This window comes from Micromonospora sp. C81 (assembly GCF_018070425.1).
GTDB classification, from domain to species: Bacteria; Actinomycetota; Actinomycetes; order Mycobacteriales; family Micromonosporaceae; genus Micromonospora; species Micromonospora zamorensis.
This window is the reverse complement of sequence record NZ_JAGPXS010000005.1, coordinates 237,905-259,118: the sequence shown is the minus strand read 5'-3', so window position 1 is coordinate 259,118 and position 21,214 is coordinate 237,905. Positions and strand designations below refer to the sequence as shown.

Sequence of the window (21,214 nt, the reverse complement as noted above, 5' to 3'; positions counted from 1 at the left end):
TTCCCCGGCTCCACCGACCGACCGATGTGACACTGGTCAGGCCGTGCGTGCCGTACCCGTAAGAAAATGACGGAGGGTGGCGGTCCGCACGGACCGCCACCCTCCGGTGTGTACGCCTGCCGTCAGTCCTCGTCGGACTTGGTGCCGCTCATCCCCGAGGAGATCAGGTCCATCACCGACGAGTCCTGCAAGGTGGTGACGTCGCCCAGCGACCGGTTCTCCGCCACGTCCCGCAGCAACCGGCGCATGATCTTGCCGGAGCGGGTCTTCGGCAGCTCCGCCACCAGCATGATCTGCCGGGGCTTGGCGATCGGGCCGAGCGTCTTCGACACGTGGTTGCGCAGGTCGGCGATGAGTTGCTCACCTGCCTCGCCGACGATGTCCGTGCTGCCGCGCGGGATGGCGAACGCGACGATCGCCTGGCCGGTCGTCGGGTCGGTCGCGCCGACCACCGCCGCCTCGGCCACCGACGGGTGCGACACCAACGCCGACTCCACCTCGGTGGTCGAGATGTTGTGCCCGGACACCAGCATCACGTCGTCCACCCGGCCGAGCAACCAGATGTGCCCGTCGTCGTCCTTCTTCGCCCCGTCACCGGCGAAGTACATTCCCTGGAACCGCGACCAGTACGTGTCGATGAACCGGTCGTCGTCACCCCAGATGGTGCGCAGCATCGACGGCCACGGCTCGCGCAGCACGAGGTAGCCGCCACCACCGTTCGGCACCGACTGGCCCTGGTCGTCCACCACGTCGGCCACGATGCCCGGCAGCGGGGTCATCGCCGAACCCGGCTTGGCAGCGGTCACACCCGGCAGCGGGGAGATCATCATGGCGCCGGTCTCGGTCTGCCACCAGGTGTCCACCACGGGCAGCTCGCCCCGGCCGACGAACTGCCTGTACCACATCCAGGCCTCGGGGTTGATCGGCTCACCGACGCTGCCCAGCAGGCGCAGCGAGGACAGGTCGAAGCCGGCGGGGATGTCCTCGCCCCACTTCATCATCGTGCGGATCAGGGTGGGCGCGGTGTACAGGATGCTCACCCGGTACTTGTCGACGATCTCCCAGAACCGGCCCTTGTGCGGGGTGTCCGGGGTGCCCTCGTACATGACCTGGGTGGCGCCGTTGGAGAGCGGCCCGTACACGATGTAGGAGTGCCCGGTGACCCAGCCGATGTCCGCCGTGCACCAGTAGACGTCCGTCTCCGGCTTCAGGTCGAAGACCGCGTGCGTCGTGTACGACGCCTGGGTGAGGTAGCCGCCGGTGGTGTGCAGGATGCCCTTCGGCCGGGCCGTGGTGCCGCTGGTGTAGAGGATGAACAGCGGGTGCTCGGAGTCGAACGGCTGAGCGGTGTGCTCGGGCGACGCGGTCTCCACCGTCTCGTGCCACCAGTGGTCCTTCTCCGTCCACGCGACGTCCTCGCCGGTGCGGCGGACCACCAGCACGTGCTCCACCGACGGGCTGTTGGCTACCGCCTCGTCCACTGTGGGCTTCAGCGCCGACGGCTTGCCCCGCCGGTAACCACCATCCGCGGTGATCACCACCTTGGCGCTGGCGTCCTGGATGCGGTTGCTCAGCGAGTCGGCCGAGAAGCCGCCGAAGACCACGCTGTGCGCCGCGCCGACCCGGGCGCACGCCAACATGGCCACCGCCGCCTCCGGGATCATCGGCAGGTAGATCGCCACCCGGTCGCCGGCGGTCACCCCCAGGTCGGTGAGCGCGTTCGCCGCCCGGCAGGTCAGCTCGTGCAGATCGGTGTACGTGAGGGTGCGGGTGTCGCCCGGCTCGCCCTCCCAGTGGATCGCGACCTTGTCGCCGAGCCCCGCCTCGACGTGCCGGTCGAGGCAGTTGTACGCCACGTTGAGCTGCCCGCCCACGAACCACTTGGCGAACGGCGGGTTCGACCAGTCGAGCACCTCGTCCCACTTCTTCGACCAGGCCAGACGGTCGGCCTGCTTCGCCCAGAAGGCGAGCCGGTCGGCCTCGGCCTCGGCGTACGCGTCGACGGTGACGTTGGCGTGCGCGGCGAGTTCGGCCGGCGGGGGGAACTGGCGCGTCTCGTTCAGCAGATTTGCCAATGCCTCGCTCATGCCGTGACTCCTCGTCCTCGGGGTGACCTGGTCCTCGGGGTGACCTGCGTTGGTCCTCGGGGTGACCTGCGTTGGCACGAGGGTAGTCGCGGGACCCTCGACGGGCGACCGCTGCCCGCCACGTCGCGCCGAGCGGCCGTCACCACGCGCCCGACGGCCCGCCCCGGTCTGCGGGCTCGGTGTGCGGGCTCGGGCGGCGCGAAGTCGGTAGGTCGGCCTTGATCAACACCCCGGGGTGGGTGGTCCGGGTCGCGTTGCGGCCGGGTGCGGCCCGACCGGCCGGGCCGGGTCGCTAGCGTGACGGGGGTGACCACCGATCCGCTCGCCCCGCTGCTCGCGCTCGCCGACATCGCCACTGCCGTCGAGCAGGCCCGCGAACGGTTCGACCAGGCGCTCGGGCACCGCGCGCTGCGCCGGCACGGTGGCCAGGTCGCGGCCGAGGTCAGCCTGCGCTCCGCAGTGGCCAGCGCCGCCCTCGAAGGGGCCGTGCACGAACGCGAGGCGGTCCGCGCCGGCACGGTCACCGACCCGCTGCTCCAGGGGGCGCTGCGGGTCGCCGGGGCGCTGCCCGGCCTGAGTGAACTCTGGCCGAAGGCCCCCCGGCAGGCTCTCGCGAAGCTGCACGTCCTCGCCGCCCGGGAGTTGGTGCCGGAATCCGAGCTGGGCCGCCCGGTGGCCGATCCCGTCGTCGCCACGCGGCTGGACGGGCTGGCCGGGCTGGTCGCCGGTGGCACGAAGGTGTCGCCGCTGGTGCTGGCTGCCGTCGTACACGGGGAGTTGTTGAACCTGCGTCCGTTCGCCGGGCCGTCCGGCGTGGTGGCCCGGGGGGCCGCCCGGCTGGTGCTGCTCGCCAGCGGCTTCGACCCGCGCGGCCTGCTCGCCGTCGACGTCGGGCACCGCGAGCGGGAGCCGGAGTACGTCGGCTCGGCCGGCGCCTTCGCCACCGGCACCCCGGACGGGCTGCGCTCCTGGTTGCGCCACTACATGGCGGCCGTCGAGGTCGGGGCCGACCAGCTCACCGTCATCGGCGACGAGATCCTCGCCGCCGCCTGAGCCGCGATCAGTCCCGTCGGGTCGCCCGGTTGACCTTGGCCTGGAGCGCCCGGCGGGCGATCGGCCCGAGGTCGTCGACGATCTCGATGAGGAGCGCGAGCTGGTCGAGCGCCGCCATCGCCTGGTCGGCGCCCGCCGGGTCCACCCCGTCGTAGAGTTCCAGCCCGATGAACGCGGCCGAGACCGCGCGGGCCAGGCCGGGCACGTCGGCGACCTCGGCGAACGGGGACCCGGCGAGCAGCCTCCGCAGCACCGCCTCGATCTCGTCCACCCACAGTTGCAGCGCCCCCGCGGTGGGGGCCGCCATCCGTTGGTCCGCCTGCGCACCCGCCAACATCTGCGCCAGGAAGGTGACGTTGCCGAGCTGGCGTTCCTCCTCGTGCAACGCCCGCCCCACGGCGAGCAGTTCGCGCAGCGAACCGGCCGAGGCCAGCCGCGCCGACCAGTGCTCGACCCGCTCGGCCGTGCTGACCCGGCAGGCGGCCGAGAGCAGGTCGTCGACAGTGCCGAAGTGGTAGAAGACGAGTGCCTGGTTCACCCCGGCGGCGGCACCGATGGTGCGGGCCGAGACGCCGGCGATGCCGTGCTCGCGGATGGCGGCGATGGCGCCGTCGAGGAGACGCTGCTTGGTGTCGGACATGGCTCTCCTTCCGGACGGGCCGGGTGCGGCGCTGCGATCATCGCATCGGTGACCAGTTGGACGAGCCAGGTGGCCCCGGGCAGTCGCAGGGTCCAGCCGACCAACGCCCAGCCGAGGTGGACATGTTCGAGCCCGCGGGCGACGGCGGCCACCCCCCGTTCCGTGTGACCGTCGCCGCCCACGTACTCCGCCCGCCACAGCACGTGCTCGTGTTGGCGGGCCGGTCGGATCCGCAGCCCCACCGGATGCCGCCGGGCCAACATCCGCCAGGTGGCCGCGCAGGGCCCGCAGTCGTCGTCCAGCCAGAGCACGGCCGGTGGCCCGGAGGAGTACGGCCGCCATCGAGGCCACCAGTCGCGCACCTGCCGCCGGTAGGACCGCCAGGAGACGCCGTAGCGCACCCGTAGGTCGTGCTGCTCGTGCGGTCCGGCCACGGCTGCTCCGAACGCACACGCCGACACCGCAGCGAGGACCAGGGCGACGCTGCGGGTGGCCGCCGCGGTGAACAGCAGCAACACCACGGCGGAGACCTGCATCGGGTTGGCCAGATAGGCGTACGGGCCGGTGGTGACCAGACGACGCGGCGGGTCCCACGGGTACGGGGTGCCGCCGCCCCGGACGGCGAACTCCGCGACGGCAGCCAGCGCCGGCGTGGCCACCAGCAGGGCGAGCTGCGCGACGATCAGCATCCCGGTGCGGTCCAACTCGGTCAGTGCCGCCCAAGACCCGTCGCCGAACTCGAAGGCCAGCGTGGGGATGAACCAGAGCAGCAGGGCGCTGAAGACGCCCACCTGCAGGAACGTACGCGCGCCGAGGTGCCGGCCGTCGGCGCAGAACCGACCGAGCAGTTGGGCGGGCAGGGCCACCGTGAGCAGCCCGACCACCTCCCCGACGAGCCAGTGTGGGCCGAGGCTGACCAGCGGGTGCAGTGCCGGCATGGCCACCGCGTCGACCCAGAGCAGCAGCCCCAGCGCGACCGGCAGCGGCAGCACCCGGCGCAGCAGCACCGGCAGCGGACCCCAGAGGGCGGCCCAGCCGATCCACAGGTCCACCGGCATCCCCCGGTACGACCCGTCGACCGGCGCGAAGGCGTACCAGTCGGCCAGGCCGGCGACCTCGTGCAGCGCGGCGATGCCGATCCCGGCGGTCAGGAACGCCAGCAGCGCCGCAGCGCGGACGGCCCGGTCCCGTTCCCGGGCCCCGACGGCGAGCACGGCGAGAAGCGGCAGTGCCAGGCTCAACCAGCGGGCGACCGTCACCGCAGCGCCAACATGTCGAGCAGGTGCCGCATGCCGGCGCCGAGCAGCACCTGCTGCACCGGGCCGAAATACCAGGAGGGGTCCAGTCCCCGCGTGTAGTCGACCCGGACCTGGACCTCGGTGTGCCCCGGGTCGAGCGCCCGCCAGGTCAGCTCCGCGTGCTGCCAGGTGAACCAGCGTGCGGTAATGGAGCTGTCCTCGACGAAGCGGAAGCCCACCCGCCCCGGCGCGACGGTCTCCACCTCGGCGAGCAGGTGGCCGCCCGGGCCGTGCGCGCTGCCGTGGTAGCCGAACATCCACCGGTCGCCGACCTCAAGCCCGTCGCCACTGACCTGCCCCGGCGTGGGCACTGCCAGGAGTCGCAGCGGCGCGGACCGGACGGCGGTCGGGCGGGGGCCGGTGGAGAGCCGCTCGGTGACCCGCTCGACGGGGAGCCCGACGACCCGGACCACCTCGACCGTCTGCTCCGGGTCGACCCGGGGAGCGATGCCGCTGCCCTCCAGGCCGGGCAGGAGCAGCAGCGGAACGGCGATGATCGCGTACGGCCGGTTGGCCTCCCGCAGGGCGCGGATCAGCGCTGTGGTGCCGTGTGCCACCCCGTAGACCAGTGGGGCGGCCAGGAAGACGCAGACCGCTCCCTCGTGCAGTGCCACCGCCGCCAGCAGCAGGGTCACCGTGGTGGCCGCGAAGACCTGGCCGTGGGCCGTCCGGCGGGGGGTGAGTGCGAGCCCGGCCGCCAGGAGCACCGGCAAGGCCACGAAGAGCACAGCGCTGTCGGCGCGTCCCTGGCGCACCACCCCGACGAAGAGGACCAGCCCGAAGAGCGCGATCAGGCCGGCCAGGATCCAGTGCGCACTCGTCCGCTGCGGTGTCGACTCATCGTCATTCTCCATCCGAAACTCCCCGTGTTGAGCAGTCGCTTAAACGGAGGGTACGGCTATTTGAGCGACCGCTCAATCCCGCACTCAGGCGGTAGCGAGGACGCTGGTGGCGATGTGGTTGTGGGCGGCCCTCACCGGCGCCCGGGCTCCGAGTGCTGGCTGGTGCGCCCTGCCGGCCTGGTCGGACTCAGGCGGTGGTGGCGGCGGCGCGGGTGCGACGGTGCCGGCCGTACCAGGCGATGCCGATGGCCACACCGACCCCGACGCCGAGCGCGGCCGCGGCCACCGGGACGGCGGGTCGCTCCCGCAGGCGACGGCCCAGCGGGATCGGGTGCCGGAACTCCAGCACCGGCCACGCGTTCTCCGAGGCCAGCTTGCGCAGCTGCCGGTCCGGGTTGACCACGCTCGGGTGGCCGACGCACTCCAGCAGCGGGCGATCGCTGTACGAGTCGGAGTAGGCGTACGAGTCGGCCAGGTCGTAGTCGCGGGCGGCGGCCAACTCGTTGACCGCCTCGACCTTGCTCGGGCCAGCCGCGTAGAACTCGACCTCGCCGCTGTACCGACCGTCGCGCACCGTCATCCGGGTGGCGATCACGTCGGTCACCCCGAGCAGCTCGCCGATCGGCCGGACCATCTCCTCGCCCGACGCCGACACCAGGACCACGTCCCGCCCCGCCGCCTGGTGCTCCGCGATCAGGACGGCGGCTTCGGCGTACACATAGGGGTTGATTAGCTCGTGCAGCGTCTCCGCGACGATCTGGCGGACCTGCTCCACCTGCCAGCCCTTGCAGAGCGCGGCCAGGTAGTCCCGTGTTCGGGCCATGGTCTGCTCGTCGGTGCCGCCCAGCCGGAACATCAGCTGCGCGTACGCCGACTTGACCACGTCACGTCGAGTGATCAGCCCGTCCCGGTAGAACGGCCGACCGAACGCCAGGGCGCTCGACTTGGCGATGACGGTCTTGTCCAGATCGAAGAAAGCGGCACTTCGGCCCACGGCGCGAAAGTCTAGCCGGATGGTCTATCGTCGGCGGGTGCCCGGGGTCAGGCCACCCCTCAGACCTGCGGGCAGGCACCACCACCTCCGCTCCGCGTGACCGTGCTCACACTCTGCGAGGAGATTTTCGCACTGAGTGGAGGCGGCACCACTCGACGTGACGGGCCCGCTCAGGCAGACTTGTCCGTACGACGAGTTTTCACATCTCCGAAAACAGACAAGCCCTCAGCGGTTGCACCCCCCGTGACCGCTGAGTGGTTCGGCTCGACCCCCCCGGAGCCGAACCTTTCGACGACCCCCGTCTCCCCCCGACGGGGGTCGTCCCTTTCTGCTGGAAACGCTCCACCGCTGGTCGCAGGCCGTCCCCCGGCCGGTTCGGGCGTTTGCGGACGGCGTTTCTGCGGTTGGAAAGCAGCAGAGAGGCAGCAGAACCAGCGGGTGCCTACGGGGCGCCGCGGCGGTCGTCCAGGTGTCGCTCAGCTGCGTGCCGAGACGGTCGATGAGCAGACCCGAGACTGGATCTGCTCATCGACCGGTGCGCCTGACCCGACTTCACCACGGATGCGCCGGCTCCTGGACCGTTGTGACCGCCGGTCCGCCAAGGGCCGGGTCCCGTGCGCGGAATGGATCAGGGCCGCTGAAGCTGCAAGTTCGACCGAGGCGTGCGTGGCGGCCGGTCGGTGTGACTACGCGCCACCTACGCCCGCGACCCGGGAGTGCGGCACGGGATCGCCGCGCCGGACCTGGCCGCCGGCAAGCTGCGCATCCGCGACCGCATCCGCATCCGCATCCGTGGACAGCGGCGCGGTTTTCTCATTGCGAAGCGCTAGCAGGAACCGTGCCAATTTACCTTGGTCACGATTACCTGAAGGTAGAAGATGTTGCCGCGCGGGGTGGCGCAGTGCGTGATGACCGTGGAGTCGTCCTGCCACGTGTGGTGGTATTCCAATTCGACGTTCGCGGTCGTGTAGTTGTAGAAGGTTTTCGTCGGGGCGCTGCCGGTCCACGGGCCGGTGGTCACCAGGGACGGGGTCTCCGTGGGGCCAGAATTCACGGGAGCCCAGTTCGGCCAGGCGCAGAAAGTGCCCTGCTGACAGTTGCCGGGCGGCCACGGCTCCTCGTTCGGCCACGGGCCGTCGGCTGACGCTGGCGCGGCGGGGATGGCGGCCAGCAGGCCTGCGGTGGACAGGGCGATGGCGAGGGATTTCAGTCGCACGTTTCTCTCTTTCCCAGAGGAATCGGTCGATGAAAGTTACCACCGGGAAAGTTGAGAGCGCAAGTATCTAATTTACTGGCATCAAAGCTTGGAACTCTCTGTGATCTCCCTGAAATTGCTGGCCAGTGGCGGTTGCCGTGATTGCCTTTCCGGCGTTGTGGCTGGTCAGGTGGTTTCTGATGAGAGAGCCTGTTGGGCGTCTCAGTGGGTCCACGAAGAAGCGGGACGAGGGCTGGTTCACCAGCCTGTACGCCGCCGAGTACGCGCACACTTGGGGGGGTCGCTTCTTCTGGGAGCGGCCCCGCTGTTTTCCGGGCAGCGGCAGGAGCTGCGAAGTTGCCCGCGCCCGTAGCAGATCAACTGTCTCGACGGGCGTTGTCCACAGCCCACGAAGTTGTCCACAGGCGACGCGATCAGGGCGGCTCGCGGAGCGGTTTCCGAGCAGGGTCGGCGGCATACCAGAGCCCGACCGCTGGAGGCCGCGATGCCACCCCGTACCTCCGTTCCGCCGATCCGTCGGCTTCCGCTGGTCGTCACCGGCGACGACGATCTGCTCGATGATGTGCTCCGGCTCGCCGCAGCAGGCGGGACGGAGGTGGACCTCGCCCGCGATCCGGCGGCCGCCCGCACCCGGTGGCTTCCCGCGCCGCTGGTGTTGCTCGGCGCCGATCAGGCGCAGTCGTGTCTGCGCGCCCGGTTGCCGCAGCGCTCCCGCCTGGTGCTTGTCGGCCGGGCCGGTCAGCTCGATCCGGGCTGGCAGATCGCCGAGCTGATCGGGGCCGAACACGTCGCCATGCTGCCCAACGCGGAGCCGTGGCTGGTGGACCGGTTCGCCGAGCAGGGACCCGGCCGTCCGGACGGCGTCGGGGCTCGAATCGTCGCGGTCTTCGGCGGTCGGGGCGGTGCCGGCGCGAGTGTGCTGGCCGGTGGTCTCGCCGTGACCGCAGCCCGGGCCCGGCTGCGCACTCTGCTGGTCGACGCTGATCCGCTCGGTGGTGGCCTCGACCTCGTGCTGGGCTGGGAGCAGTTGGAAGGGCTGCGGTGGCCGTCCCTCACCGGTGCCGACGGGCGGGTGGATGCCCCGGCGCTCGTGCAGGCTCTGCCCAGCCGAGGTGACCTGGTGGTGCTCTCCTGGGACCGCGGCGAAATGCTGCCGCTGCCGGTGGCAGCGATGGCGGCAACCGTTGATGCCGCCCGTCGTGGGCGGGACTTCGTGGTGGTCGACCTGCCCCGACAGTTGGACGACGCGGCCGTGGTGGCGTTGCAGGCGGCCGACCAGGCGTTCGTTGTCGTCCCGGCCGAGCTGCGCGCCACCGCTGCGGCCGCTCGGGTCGTTGCCGCCGCCGCCCCGCACTGCGCCGCGCTCTCGGTGGTGGTGCGCGGTCCCGCCCCGGGCCGGCTGCGCGCGACCGAGGTGGCACGGGCTCTTGGGCTCCCACTGGCTGGCACGCTGCGCCCCGAACCGGGGCTCTGCCGCGGGCTGGAACGGGGCGAAGCACCAGCCGCCGCAGGCAAGGGCCCATTGGCCGTGCTCTGCCAACGGATCGTCGCTGACCTCACCGGTGCGCCAGCGACGGGTGCGGCATGACCGGCCGGCCGGAGGACAGCGGCATCGCCGCCCGGGTGCGCCAGCGCATCGCCTCCGCCACCACCCCGGTCACACCGGCGGCGATCGTCTCGGCGGTACGGGCCGAACCGGCCGCCGCGGTGCTCGGCGACACCGCCGTGCTGCGGATCGCCGACCGGGTGCATGACGACCTCGTCGGCGCGGGGCCGCTGGCCCCGCTGCTCGCCGACCCCGAAGTGACCGACGTCCTGGTCAACGGGACCCGAGTGTGGGTCGACCGTGGTTCGGGGCTGCAACAGGTCGCGGTCCCGGTGGGCTCGGTGGAGGATGTCCGCCGGTTGGCGCAGCGAATGATCTCCAGCGCTGGCCGGCGGCTCGACGACGGGTCCCCGTACGCGGATGCCCGGCTCCCCGACGGCACTCGATTGCACGCCGTGCTGCCACCGGTGGCGACCGAGGGTCCCTACCTGTCCCTGCGGACCTTCCGGCACCGGCCGTTCACGCTCGACGAGCTGGTGCGCCAGGGCACCGTGCCGCGACCGGTGGCACCGCTGCTCGCCGCCGTCGTCGCGGCCAGGCTGGCGTACCTGGTGACCGGCGGAACCGGGTCAGGCAAGACCACCCTGCTCAACACGTTGCTGGGGATGGTGCCGGCCACCGAGCGGATCGTGCTGGTGGAGGACGCCGCCGAGTTGCGTCCGGGGCATCCGCACGTGGTGGGGCTTCAGGCGCGTACCGCCAATGTGGAGGGATCGGGGGTCGTCAGCCTCGGAGACCTGGTCCGGCAGGCGCTGCGGATGCGCCCGGACCGGCTGGTGGTCGGGGAGTGCCGGGGCGGTGAGGTGGTCGACCTGCTGGCCGCGCTCAACACCGGCCACGACGGGGGCGCTGGCACGCTGCACGCCAACACCCCGTCCGACGTGCCGGCCCGACTGGAGGCGCTGGGCATGCTGGGAGGGCTACCCCGCGCCGCGTTGCACGCCCAGGTCGCCGCCGCGTTGCAGGTGCTGTTCCAGGTGCGACGAGGCGACCAGGGGCGCGTCCTGGAGTCGGTCTGCCTGCTGCTGCCCGAGGGGCCCGATCGGTTGGTGACAGTGGTGCCCGCCTGGGTGCGCGGCGGCGGGCTCGGGCTGGCCGCCCGTGCACTCGGAGCGCTGCTGCGGGCGCGCGGGGTGGCGGTGCCGCCGATTCTGAGCGAGCCGTGGCCCGGATCGGCAGGCCCGGCATGACCGGCGGGGCGCTGCTTGTGGCAGCGCTGCTCCTGGTCGCCGCTGCCCTGGTGGCGTGGCCCGTGCAGACCATCCGGTCCCGCCGGCGTCGTGTGTTGACGCCCGGACAGGGGAGCGCCGGTCCCGATCCGGACGACGCACTGGTGGAGTGGATCCGGGAACTCGGTCGTACGTTGGACGGGCCGGTCGACGAGGCCGGCGAGTCGCTGACCTCGGGTCGTCCGGTCGGCATGGCGTACCAGCCGCAACCCGGCACGGGTTCCAGCGCGAGACGGACCGCGCTCGGCTGGCCTGCCCGGGACATCACCGGGAGACCGAGCTGGCCCGGAGCGCCGGGCGGGTCGGTGGGGTCGAAAGGTCCGGCGGGGCCGACGCGCCCGCCGATCCGTCGGGATCCTCGGCGCCCGGCCGGCACCGCAGTGCCGGAGGTCACGACCACCGACGCGGGACGTGGGGGCGGCACGTCGGTGGCCGCGATCGCGATCGACGGCGTAGGAGTGACAGCGGACCGGTGGGTCGACGCCCCAGGCGCTGCGGCGATCGGTGATCGCACCAACGGCGAGGCGGACAGTCGAGGTGACGTGTTCGGCGCCGAGGGGCGCGGCGACGTCGATCGCCGTGACCATGGCGACCCGGCGGAGGTGACGGCCGCCGACCTGGCCGACATGACGGCCGTTGGCCCGAGTGCCGTCGCGGCGGCGCCTGCCGTGCGATCGAGGGCGCGCGTGTTACCGCTGGTCAGCCTCCTGGGAGGCGGTGTCGGTGCGGTGGTCGGCGGTCCGGTGGCCGCGGTCGCGTTGGCCAGCTACGGCACGCTGGCCGTACGGGGTGTGTTGCGCTGGCGGGCGAACCGGCGCACCGAGCGCATCCGACGACGTGGGCTGGACCAACTCTGTGGTCTCGCGGCGGATCTCCGGGCCGGCCTGCCCGTCCCGCACACGCTTGAGGCCGCCGGCGGTCCCGGGCAGTCGGACCGGCTGCGCCAGCTGACCTCAGCGGCGGTGCGACTGGCGGACCGGACCGGCGCACCGCTCGCCGAACTCGTCGAGCGGATCGAGGCGGACGCTCGGGCGACCGACCGAGGTCTGGCCGCCGCAGCCGCACAGGCGGCCGGTGCCCGGGCCACGGCCTGGTTGCTGGCGGCGCTGCCGATCGGCGGGATCGCCCTCGGGTACGGGATAGGCGTCGACCCGGTGGCAGTGCTCCTGCACAGCAGGGTCGGTGGAGCCTGTGCCGTTCTCGCGGTTGCACTCCAGATCGTGGGTCTCCTCTGGGCGGAACGGCTCGGCTCGGCACCGGGACGGGCCGGATGACCTCCCGGGTCCCGGCGACCCGACGCGGCCCGGCCAGCGGCCGACGGCCGGACGCCATCCGGCTCGCCGCGGCGCTGTCCGGGCTCGCCGTAGCCGTGGTCGTCGGGGGGTGGCTCGGGCTGCTCGGTGCGGTCCCGACCGCATTCCTGCTGGACTTTCTCCTACGCCGGATCGAGCCGCCGGCTGTGCGCAAGCGGCGGGTCCAGGAGGCCGCCGACCTGCCGCTCGCCGCTGATCTGCTGGCTGCGGTGATGCGGGCGGGGGCCCCGGTGGATCGCTCGGTGCTGGCCGTCGCCGAGGCGCTCGACGGACCGCTCGCCGGCCGGTTGGCCCGGGTCGGCCGCACGCTGCTGCTCGGCGGTGGCCCGCCGGAGGCGTGGTCGGCGTTGGACGGGATCCCTGGCGCGGACCGGCTGACCGCGGCGGCCCTGCGCTCAGCCAACAGTGGTGCCGCCCTGGCCGGTGCGTTGACCCGGCTCGCCGACGACCTGCGCGCCGACCGTGCCACCGCCGCCGAGGCGTCGGCACGCCGGGCCGGCGTGCTCATCGTCCTGCCGCTGGGGCTCTGCTTCCTGCCGGCGTTCATTCTCGCCGGCCTGGTGCCGGTGATCGTCGCCGTTCTCGGCGACGTGCTCTGACCCCATCGAGAAAGGGAACAGTCATGCGCAAACTGATCGCCCGCCTGCGCGGCGACGCCGGGATGAACACGGCCGAGTACGCGGTCGGCACGCTTGCGGCGGTCGCCTTCGCCGGAATCCTGTTGAAGGTGCTGACCTCCGGCAACGTCCAGTCGGCGTTGACCGCCGTCATCGACCGGGCGCTGAAGTGACCCGGCGCCGGCAGGCCGGTCGCGGTCCAAGGTCGGGCACCCCTGGGCGGGCAGGTGAGGACGGGCGGAGAGCCCGCTTCGTCGAACGCGCCGCTGGTGGTGACCGTGGGTCATTCACCGCCGAACTGGCGGCCGGCCTGCCGGCGCTGCTCCTGCTCCTGTTGGCTGGCCTGACCGCGGTCAACGCCGTCACCGCGCAGGCTGGTTGCCTGCACGCGGCCCGGGAGGCGGCGCTGGCCGCCGCCCGTGGCGGGGACGGCAGCGCGGCGGCCGGGCGTGCGGCACCGCCGGGGGCTTCGGTGACGGTGTCTGTCGACGGCAACCGGGTGCAGGCGACGGTACGCGCGCCCGTCCGCACGCTGGGCGGCCGGCTACCACGGGTCACCGTGGTCGCGACCGCCGTCGCAGCCGTCGAACCAGGCGCCGCCGAGGGAGTTTGGTGATGGGTTGTCGAACCCGCATCGGCCACGGACCGGACGCTGAGCGCCTCGATGACGGGCTGCCGGATGCGCAGCGTGGTGGCGCAACAGTCCTGCTGCTGGCGATCGGGCTGGTCTTCGTGCTGTTCGGGATGTTCGGCGCTGCCATCGCCGCCGCCGGCATGGCCGGTCAACGGGCGGCGGTGGCGGCCGATCTGGGCGCGCTGGCCGGAGCTGCCCAGGCGCTCGACGGCGACGCGGTGGCCTGCGCATCCGCCGCCGACATCGTCGGCCGCAACGCTGGTCGGCTGGTCGGCTGTCGCCTCGACGGACTGGACGTGCTGGTGACCGTCGAGGTGGCGTTCACGCCGCTTCCCGGGTTGACCCGGATCGCCACCTCGACGGCCCGCGCCGGCCCAGCGCGCGGCTGACGAGATGATCTGGGCGGTGCGTCGACAAGCGATGTGGAGCTGACGGTTCACGACATCTGCCGACGACCTGCTGGCCGGGATCGGGGCTGAGAGCCGCGTCCCGGCCAGCGGCCGAGGAATGGGTGGCCAGGCGGGCCGGGTGGGTCAGCGGGCCTGGAGCGCGTCGAGGGCGACGGCCATCGCGATGACCAGGCGGCGGTCGATCTGCGGGTGCTGCACCTCGACGATGTACTTGTCGCGCAGGCCCCACTTCTTGACCACGGTGAAGACCGGCTGGCCGCCCGCGGTGAAGTCGAAGTGGTACGGCAACCAGGACAGCGAGTCGACGAACCGGCGCAGCAGCGCCACCGGCATGCTGCGCTCCTGGCCCGTCACCTGCGGCAGGCCGTTCTGCTCGACGTGCCAGGTGGAGCGCAGCAGCGACTGGGCGAAGTCCTTGCGGAACAGGCCGATCGGGTTCCCGGCCGCGTCGGTGACGTCGTACGTGGCGCCGAGGTCGATGCGCTGGCGGGCCTTGAAGCCGAGCAGGGGCTGCTGCTTCGAGTCGTCCGTGTAGATCGTCACCTGCTCCTTGAAGGCGAGCCGCTTCTGCTGCGCGAACGCCAGCAGTTCGCCTTCGGTGCCGTCCGGGGAGACTGCCCGGACCTCGTACTGGTTGACCATCATGCGCAGTCGCTGGCGGATGTGGAACTGGTGCTGACCTTGCAAGTTGTCAAGCTGCATCTGATCTCCTCAGGGGGTTCGTGCGCCGGAGTCTCGCACAGCCCGACAACCGTCGCGTTCCCCGCCATCGATGATCACAGGATGCGGGGCGGTCAGGCGACCGCCCCGCATCCCGGTGCCCGTGCCGACCGGGAATGGAGGATCAGCGGCCGTCGGCGGTGGTCGCGGCGCGTAGCGCCCACGTGTTGAGCACCTGGTGGATCACGCGCAGCCGTTCGTTGATCTGCTCCAGGCGTTCCGCCTGAGCCAGGGCGGCCAGCGCGGTTCCGAGCGCGATCTGCTGGTCGAGAGTGAGTTTGTCCTGGTCGATGGTGTAGAGCAGGTCGACGGTCTCAGCGATGGTGTCGGCCACGGCTTCTCCTCGGGCACGGGGGGCGATCAGCAACAAAGGCATCGATGGAAGCGCTCCCACACATTGTGCCCCGCGCCGAGTCGATTCATGCAACCTGCTCACTCGGGCAGGTTCGCCAACACCACGTCGAGCACCCGGATGGCGTCCGGCTTGGAGAGCGGGTTGTTGCCGTTGCCGCACTTCGGCGACTGCACGCAGGACGGGCAGCCGCTCTCGCAGCCGCACTCCGCGATCGCGTCCCGGGTGGCCCGCAGCCACGCCGACGCCGTCCCGTACGCCCGCTCGGCGAACCCGGCGCCACCCGGGTGCCCGTCGTAGACGAAGACGGTCGGCGCCTCGGTGTCCTGGTGCACGGCGGTGGAGAGCCCGCCGATGTCCCACCTGTCGCAGGTGGCCATCAGCGGCAGCAGGCCGATCGCGGCGTGTTCGGCGGCGTGCAGCGCACCGGGCACGTCGGCCGGCTGGACCCCGGCGAGAGTCAACGACTGCGGCGACAGGGTGAACCACACCGCCACCGTGCGCAGCTCCCGGGCGGGCAGGTCCAGTGGCCGGGTGTCGATCACCTCGCCGGTGGCGATCCGCCGCCGCTGGTACGACACGACCTGACTGGTCACGTCCACCTCGCCGAGGAACATGCCGACCGGCCCGGCGTCCACGTAGGAGCGCACCGACACCACGGACAGGTCGGTGACGTCGCGGGCGTGGGTGGACCAGTCCGGCTCCTCGGCGTGCACCAGCGCACAACCGTCGACGAGGTCGAGATCGTCGACCACGTACGAGACGCCCTGGTGCAGATAGACCGCGCCGGAGTGCAGCAGGAAGTGCGAGGAACCACCGTCGACCGTGCCGAGCAGCCGGCCGGTCGACGACTCCACCACGCAGACCGGGGCGCCGCCCTCCCCGCGCAGGTCCACCTCGGGCCGCTCCCGATGCCGCCAGTACCAGCCGGTGGGCCGCTGCCGCAGCGCCCCGGCGGCCACCAGTTGGTCGACGGCCTCCTTCGCCCCGTCACCGAATAGCGCCAGGTCAGCCGGGGTGAGCGGGGCCTCGAACGCGGCGCAGGCTAGCTGCGGTGCCAGCACGTACGGGTTGGCCGGGTCGAGCACCGTCGCCTCCACCGGCGCGCCGAAGATCGCCTCCGGGTGGTGCACCAGGTAGGTGTCCAGTGGGTCGTCCCGGGCCACCAGCACGGCGAGGGCCTCCTGGCCGGAACGCCCGGCGCGGCCCGCCTGCTGCCACAGCGACGCCCGGGTGCCCGGGTAGCCGCAGATCAGCACCGCGTCCAGCCCGACCAGGTCCACGCCCAGCTCCAGCGCGTTGGTCGAGGCCAGGCCGAGCAGGTCGCCGTGCAGCAGCGCCCGTTCCAGTTCGCGCCGCTCCTCGCGCAGGTAACCGCCCCGGTAGGCGGCGACCCGGTCGCCGAGCCCCGGGACCGCGTCGTCCAGCGCCCGGCGCGCGTTGGCCGCCACCACCTCGGCGCCCTTGCGGGAACGGACGAACGCGAGTGTGCGTACCCCCTCGGCGACCGTGTCGGCGAGCAGGTCCGCGGTTTCGCGCAGCGCCGAGCGGCGGACCTGTTGAAGGTCGTCGTGGTCGCCGGTCGACTGCGGTGGCACCGGGGTGGAGGGGCCCGAGTCGGGTGGCAGAAGCGGCGGCTCCCAGAGCGCGAAGGTCACCCCGCCGCGCGGCGACGCGTCCTCGGTGACCGCCGTCACCGGCAGGCCGGTCAGCCGCCCGGCCGCGGTCGACGGGTCACCGGAGGTCGCCGAGGCGAGGACGAAGACCGGGGTGGACCCGAACCGGGCGCACTGCCGCCGCAGCCGCCGCAGCACGTGCGCCACGTGCGAGCCGAACACCCCACGGTAGGTGTGGCACTCGTCGATCACCACGTACGCGAGCCGGCGCAGGAAACCGGACCACTGGGCGTGCCCGGGCAGGACGCCGTGGTGCAGCATGTCGGGGTTGGTCAGCACGAACCGGGAGTGCCGGCGGATCCACTCCCGCTCGGCGCGCGGAGTGTCCCCGTCGTAGCAGGCGGGGCGTACCCCCTCCAGTTCCAGCGCGGCGACGGCCCGCAGCTGGTCGGCGGCGAGCGCCTTGGTCGGCGCGAGGTAGAGCACTGTGGCCCGGGGGTCGGCGAGCAGGGTGGCCAGCGCCGGGAGCTGGTACGCCAGTGACTTGCCGGACGCGGTGCCGGTGGCGACCACGACGTGTTCACCCTCGTACGCCAGGGTGGCTGCCTGGGCCTGGTGCTGCCAGGGCGCGCCCGCGCCGCGCCGGGCGAACGCGGCGCGCAGCTCCGGCGGGGCCCACGACGGCCACGGCGCGGGCACCCCGGGGCGGGCCGGCACCCGTTCGACGTGGGTGACCGGGTCGGCGGCACCCCGGGCCCGGAGCCGGCGCAGCAGGTCGGCCGGCGTTGGCCCCGGGCTGGGACCAGCGGATACGGTGGCCGCGGACGACGACTCCAGCTCAGGGCGCGACGCGGGATGCGCCGTGCTGAAGTCGTTGGAGGTCACGCCCTGCACTCTCGCACTGGTGTTCGGAGATGAAAAGTCGGACACCGGGGTAAGGGGAAGCCTCCACTGGCGTCCGCAGGCCGCGCAGGCGGTAGTGGTTAGATGCCCACGAGAGTTTACGGCTCTGGCGAGGAGGACCGATGGAGCTGTCGCTGGCGACGCACACCGTGGGTGAGCACACGGTGCTTGAGGTCGGTGGTGAGGTGGACGTCTACACCGCGCCCCGGCTCCGCGAACGACTCCTCGAACTGATCGATGGTGGCGCCCGTCACGTGGTGGTCGACCTCGGTCGGGTGGACTTCCTCGACTCCACCGGGTTGGGCGTGCTGGTCGGCGCGCTCAAGCGGCTGCGCTCGGCCGGCGGTTCGTTCGCCCTGGTCTGCGACAAGGAGCCACTGCTCAAGATCTTCCGCATCACCGCGCTGGACCAGGTCTTCCCGCTGCACCCGACGGTCGACGCGGCGATCAGCGCCGACTCGGCGGGCGCCGGCGCGTGATGGCGACAGTCAAGCTCTCGTTCTCGCCCGCCCCGGTGCACGTGCGCACCGCTCGCCTGGTCGGCGTCGCCGTCGCCCGCCGTGCCGGGGTCCGGGAGGACCTGCTCGACGAGGTGCGCCTGGCCATCGGCGAGGCGTGCACCCGGGCGGTGGCCCTGCACCGGCAGTACGGCCTGGCCGACCCGGTGCTGGTGGAGATGTCCGACGGCGGCTCGTACGCGGTGCGGGTGGTGGACCGGGCGCCGATCGAGGCTGGCATCGGTCTGACCGCGCTGCCGCCGGACGAGCTGGCCAACGAGTCGCTCACCGACGAGGCGCTGACCACCGGCGTGGGCTTCGCGCTGCTCGCCGGCTTCGTGGAGGACCTGCAGGTGCGCCCGGTCGACGAGGGCATCGGCACCGAGGTGCGGATGGTGTGGCCGGTCGGCCACTGACCCGTTCCCGTTCGTAGGCCGCATCCCCAGCAGGGGGTGCGGCCTTCTTGCATGGACCGGGCCCTATATCAGATTTCGTTTCATAACACAGCGACGAAGATCATCGCGACACGGTGGCACCTGCGTGTGACCTCCGACACTGTGGAGGGCTACAGTACCCGGGTTGTCAGCAAGTGACCTATCCCGCAGCCAGCGGGTATGGGTGTTCATCGCTGGTCCGCTGGTGGGTTGGCGCGCGCTTGCGAGTCCGCAATCAGGCGTCGGTCAGTGCGTCTCCACTCACCGGCGCGAGTGTTCGGTAACAGGAGGACACAGATGTCCGAGACCTTGGCCGCCGACGGCGGCGGGCTTTCCCTTACCGGAAGCAATGTCACCTACGTCGTCATCGCCGCGGTAGTCGCGCTGGTGGCGCTCGGTTTCGCTGCCGCCCTGACAAAAACGGTGCTGGCCGCTGGTAAGGGCACCGAGAAAATGCAGGAGATCTCGGGGGCGGTCCAGGAGGGCGCCTCGGCCTACCTGCTCCGGCAATTCCGCACCCTGGCGATCTTCGTCGTCGTCGCCGTCGTGCTGCTCTTCCTGCTGCCGGTGCACGACACCGATGGCAGTGAGCTGGCGGTGAAGATCGGCCGTTCGGCCTTCTTCGTGGTGGGCGCCCTGTTCAGCGCGTTCATCGGTGGCGCCGGCATGTGGCTGGCCACCCGCGCCAACCTGCGCGTGGCCGCCGCCGCGAGGGAGCGAGTAGGTGGCCGCGAGGCGGCCATGAAGATCGCTTTCCGGACCGGCGGCGTCGTCGGCTTCCTCACCGTCGGCCTCGGCCTCTTCGGTGCCGCGCTGGTCGTCCTCGTCTACCGGGGTGACGCGCCGACCGTGCTGGAGGGCTTCGGCTTCGGCGCCGCGCTGCTCGCGATGTTCATGCGGGTCGGCGGCGGCATCTTCACCAAGGCCGCCGACGTCGGTGCCGACCTGGTCGGCAAGGTCGAGCAGGGCATCCCCGAGGATGACCCACGCAACGCCGCCACCATCGCCGACAACGTGGGCGACAACGTCGGTGACTGCGCCGGCATGGCCGCCGACCTGTTCGAGTCGTACGCGGTGACGCTGGTCGCCGCACTGATCCTCGGCCGCGCCGCGTTCGGCGAGGAGGGCCTGGTCTTCCCGCTGATCATCTCCACCATCGGCGTGCTGGTCGCGATCTTCGGGGTCTTCATCACCCGGCTGCGAGCGTCCGACCGCAACGCCCTGACCGCGATCAACCGAGCCTTCTACATCTCGGCGGTGCTCTCCGCGGTGCTGGTGGCGATCGCCGCCTTCGCGTACCTCCCGGCGACCTTCGGCGAGTTCGACGGTGGCCTCACCGAAGCCACCGGCAACCCGCGGTTCGTGGCCATCGGCGCGGTGGTGATCGGTATCGTGCTGGCCGCCGCGATCCAGGCGCTGACCGGCTACTTCACCGAGACCAACCGGCGACCGGTGCAGGACATCGGCAAGAGTTCGCAGACCGGTGCTGCCACCGTCATCCTGGCCGGCATCAGCATCGGCCTGGAGTCGGCCGTCTACTCGGCGCTGCTGATCGGCGCCGGTGTCTTCGGCGCGTTCCTGCTCGGCGGCAGTTCCATCACGCTGTCGCTGTTCGCGGTGGCACTGGCCGGCACCGGCCTGCTCACCACCGTCGGTGTGATCGTCGCGATGGACACCTTCGGGCCGATCTCCGACAACGCCCAGGGCATCGCCGAGATGTCCGGTGACATCGACGAGCACGGCGCCAAGACGCTCACCGAGTTGGACGCGGTCGGCAACACCACCAAGGCGATCACCAAGGGCATCGCGATCGCCACGGCGGTGCTCGCCGCGACCGCGCTGTTCGGCTCTTACACCGACTCGCTCACCAGCGCGTACGCGACGGCTGGCGTGAACGACGTCGGCAACGAGATCCTCAACGCGCTGAACGTGGCGAACCCGCGCAACCTGGTCGGCCTGATCATCGGGGCGGCGGTGGTCTTCCTCTTCTCCGGGCTGGCCATCAACGCGGTGTCCCGCTCGGCCGGCGCCGTGGTCATGGAGGTCCGGCGGCAGTTCCGTGAACTGCCCGGCATCATGGACGGCACCCAGCGTCCGGAGTACGGCAAGGTCGTCGACATCTGCACCCGGGACGCGCAGCGTGAGCTGCTGACCCCCGGCCTGCTCGCCATCCTGGCGCCGATCGCGGTCGGCTTCGGCCTCGGGCCCGGCGCGCTCGCGGCGTACCTGGCCGGTGCGATCGGTGCCGGCACCCTGATGGCGGTGTTCCTGTCCAACTCCGGTGGGGCCTGGGACAACGCCAAGAAGCTGGTCGAGGACGGCGCGTACGGCGGCAAGGGCTCCGAGTCGCACGCCGCGACGGTCATCGGCGACACCGTCGGTGACCCGTTCAAGGACACCGCCGGTCCGGCGATCAACCCGCTGATCAAGGTGATGAACCTGGTCTCGCTGCTGATCGCTCCCGCCGTGGTGGCGTGGAGCGTCGGCGATGAGCGCAACGTCGGCCTGCGGGTCGGCATCGCCCTGGTGGCGACGCTGATCATCGTGGCGTCGGTGGTGTTCAGCAAGCGCAAGGGCATCGCGATGTCCGACTCCGACGCCGACGGCAACACCGGCGCCGGCAGCACCGACCACCGCCCGGAGACGGTCAACGCCTGACCCGTCAACGGCCCAGGGTCCCCGGTCGACGTCCGCGTCGGCCGGGGACCCCGGCCGTCCGGACCGGTGCCACACCTGGCCAAAGGCCGTACGCT

Annotated in this window: 19 protein-coding genes and 1 pseudogene; 11 read left to right on the top strand and 9 right to left on the bottom strand. The window is 71.9% G+C overall.

Annotated elements, in window-relative coordinates; all coding sequences use genetic code 11:
- Positions 1–122: 122 nt before the first annotated feature.
- The gene (acs, locus tag KBX46_RS12120; protein ID WP_210792561.1) at positions 123–2,087 is read right to left on the bottom strand and encodes an acetate--CoA ligase; all 1,965 of its coding nucleotides are present in this window, start codon (positions 2,085–2,087) and stop codon (positions 123–125) included.
- A 306-nt stretch (positions 2,088–2,393) separates the two neighbouring features.
- Here acs and KBX46_RS12115 point away from each other — a divergent pair, with 306 nt between their 5' ends.
- Positions 2,394–3,140 (top strand): oxidoreductase, encoded by a 747-nt coding sequence (locus tag KBX46_RS12115; RefSeq protein WP_210792560.1) that lies wholly within the window; start codon positions 2,394–2,396, stop codon positions 3,138–3,140.
- Between the two features lie 7 nt (positions 3,141–3,147).
- Here KBX46_RS12115 and KBX46_RS12110 read toward each other — a convergent pair whose 3' ends face one another.
- The 5 genes from KBX46_RS12110 to KBX46_RS12090 form a co-directional block, all read right to left on the bottom strand.
- Positions 3,148–3,780, bottom strand: a complete 633-nt coding sequence (locus KBX46_RS12110) for a TetR/AcrR family transcriptional regulator (protein ID WP_210792559.1) — start codon at positions 3,778–3,780, stop codon at positions 3,148–3,150.
- Positions 3,675–5,039, bottom strand: coding sequence for an isoprenylcysteine carboxylmethyltransferase family protein (locus tag KBX46_RS12105; RefSeq protein ID WP_210792558.1), 1,365 nt, complete (start codon positions 5,037–5,039; stop codon positions 3,675–3,677). Before KBX46_RS12105 ends, KBX46_RS12110 begins: the two co-directional genes overlap by 106 nt.
- Positions 5,036–5,932, bottom strand: coding sequence for a hypothetical protein (locus KBX46_RS12100; RefSeq protein WP_210792557.1), 897 nt, complete (start codon positions 5,930–5,932; stop codon positions 5,036–5,038). Before KBX46_RS12100 ends, KBX46_RS12105 begins: the two co-directional genes overlap by 4 nt.
- A gap of 175 nt (positions 5,933–6,107) precedes the next feature.
- Entirely contained in the window at positions 6,108–6,914 is an 807-nt protein-coding gene (locus KBX46_RS12095; protein ID WP_088951161.1) for an HAD family phosphatase, read from the bottom strand.
- An 826-nt stretch (positions 6,915–7,740) separates the two neighbouring features.
- The gene (locus KBX46_RS12090; protein ID WP_099849950.1) at positions 7,741–8,130 is read right to left on the bottom strand and encodes a hypothetical protein; all 390 of its coding nucleotides are present in this window, start codon (positions 8,128–8,130) and stop codon (positions 7,741–7,743) included.
- Positions 8,131–8,614: 484 nt separating this feature from the next.
- Here KBX46_RS12090 and ssd point away from each other — a divergent pair, with 484 nt between their 5' ends.
- The 7 genes and pseudogenes from ssd to KBX46_RS12055 all read left to right on the top strand — a co-directional run bounded on the left by ssd (position 8,615) and on the right by KBX46_RS12055 (position 13,918).
- The gene (gene ssd, locus KBX46_RS12085; RefSeq protein ID WP_088951163.1) at positions 8,615–9,718 is read left to right on the top strand and encodes a septum site-determining protein Ssd; all 1,104 of its coding nucleotides are present in this window, start codon (positions 8,615–8,617) and stop codon (positions 9,716–9,718) included.
- Positions 9,715–10,926, top strand: coding sequence for a TadA family conjugal transfer-associated ATPase (locus KBX46_RS12080; RefSeq protein WP_210792556.1), 1,212 nt, complete (start codon positions 9,715–9,717; stop codon positions 10,924–10,926). The genes ssd and KBX46_RS12080 overlap by 4 nt, the downstream gene beginning before the upstream one ends.
- Before the next feature lie 614 nt (positions 10,927–11,540).
- Positions 11,541–12,239: pseudogene (locus KBX46_RS33280) on the top strand (type II secretion system F family protein); the annotation flags it as partial.
- Positions 12,236–12,877 carry a type II secretion system F family protein gene (locus KBX46_RS12070; protein ID WP_210792555.1) on the top strand — a complete coding sequence of 214 codons (642 nt, stop codon included), beginning with the start codon at positions 12,236–12,238 and terminating at the stop codon, positions 12,875–12,877. The pseudogene KBX46_RS33280 and the gene KBX46_RS12070, both read left to right, overlap by 4 nt.
- A gap of 23 nt (positions 12,878–12,900) precedes the next feature.
- Complete coding sequence (locus KBX46_RS12065; RefSeq protein ID WP_081883916.1) at positions 12,901–13,068, top strand: DUF4244 domain-containing protein; 168 nt, start codon at positions 12,901–12,903, stop codon at positions 13,066–13,068.
- A 125-nt stretch (positions 13,069–13,193) separates the two neighbouring features.
- Positions 13,194–13,511, top strand: coding sequence for a TadE family type IV pilus minor pilin (locus tag KBX46_RS12060; RefSeq protein ID WP_210792622.1), 318 nt, complete (start codon positions 13,194–13,196; stop codon positions 13,509–13,511).
- Positions 13,511–13,918, top strand: coding sequence for an Rv3654c family TadE-like protein (locus KBX46_RS12055; protein WP_210792554.1), 408 nt, complete (start codon positions 13,511–13,513; stop codon positions 13,916–13,918). The genes KBX46_RS12060 and KBX46_RS12055 overlap by 1 nt, the downstream gene beginning before the upstream one ends.
- 144 nt (positions 13,919–14,062) lie before the next feature.
- Here KBX46_RS12055 and KBX46_RS12050 read toward each other — a convergent pair whose 3' ends face one another.
- The 3 genes from KBX46_RS12050 to KBX46_RS12040 form a co-directional block, all read right to left on the bottom strand.
- Positions 14,063–14,641 carry a hypothetical protein gene (locus KBX46_RS12050; protein WP_088951167.1) on the bottom strand — a complete coding sequence of 193 codons (579 nt, stop codon included), beginning with the start codon at positions 14,639–14,641 and terminating at the stop codon, positions 14,063–14,065.
- Positions 14,642–14,783: 142 nt separating this feature from the next.
- Positions 14,784–14,993, bottom strand: a complete 210-nt coding sequence (locus KBX46_RS12045) for a hypothetical protein (RefSeq protein WP_088951168.1) — start codon at positions 14,991–14,993, stop codon at positions 14,784–14,786.
- Positions 14,994–15,091: 98 nt separating this feature from the next.
- Complete coding sequence (locus KBX46_RS12040) at positions 15,092–17,464, bottom strand: DEAD/DEAH box helicase (protein ID WP_247667424.1); 2,373 nt, start codon at positions 17,462–17,464, stop codon at positions 15,092–15,094.
- A 188-nt stretch (positions 17,465–17,652) separates the two neighbouring features.
- Between KBX46_RS12040 and KBX46_RS12035 the strand changes: the two genes are divergently transcribed.
- The 3 genes from KBX46_RS12035 to KBX46_RS12025 all read left to right on the top strand — a co-directional run bounded on the left by KBX46_RS12035 (position 17,653) and on the right by KBX46_RS12025 (position 21,119).
- A complete protein-coding gene (locus tag KBX46_RS12035; RefSeq protein WP_088951170.1) occupies positions 17,653–18,009 on the top strand; it encodes an STAS domain-containing protein in 357 nt (118 codons plus the stop codon).
- On the top strand, positions 18,009–18,443 hold the full coding sequence (locus tag KBX46_RS12030; protein ID WP_172862142.1) for an ATP-binding protein: 435 nt from the start codon (positions 18,009–18,011) through the stop codon (positions 18,441–18,443). Before KBX46_RS12035 ends, KBX46_RS12030 begins: the two co-directional genes overlap by 1 nt.
- 315 nt (positions 18,444–18,758) lie before the next feature.
- Positions 18,759–21,119, top strand: a complete 2,361-nt coding sequence (locus KBX46_RS12025) for a sodium-translocating pyrophosphatase (protein WP_088951172.1) — start codon at positions 18,759–18,761, stop codon at positions 21,117–21,119.
- Positions 21,120–21,214: the final 95 nt, after the last annotated feature.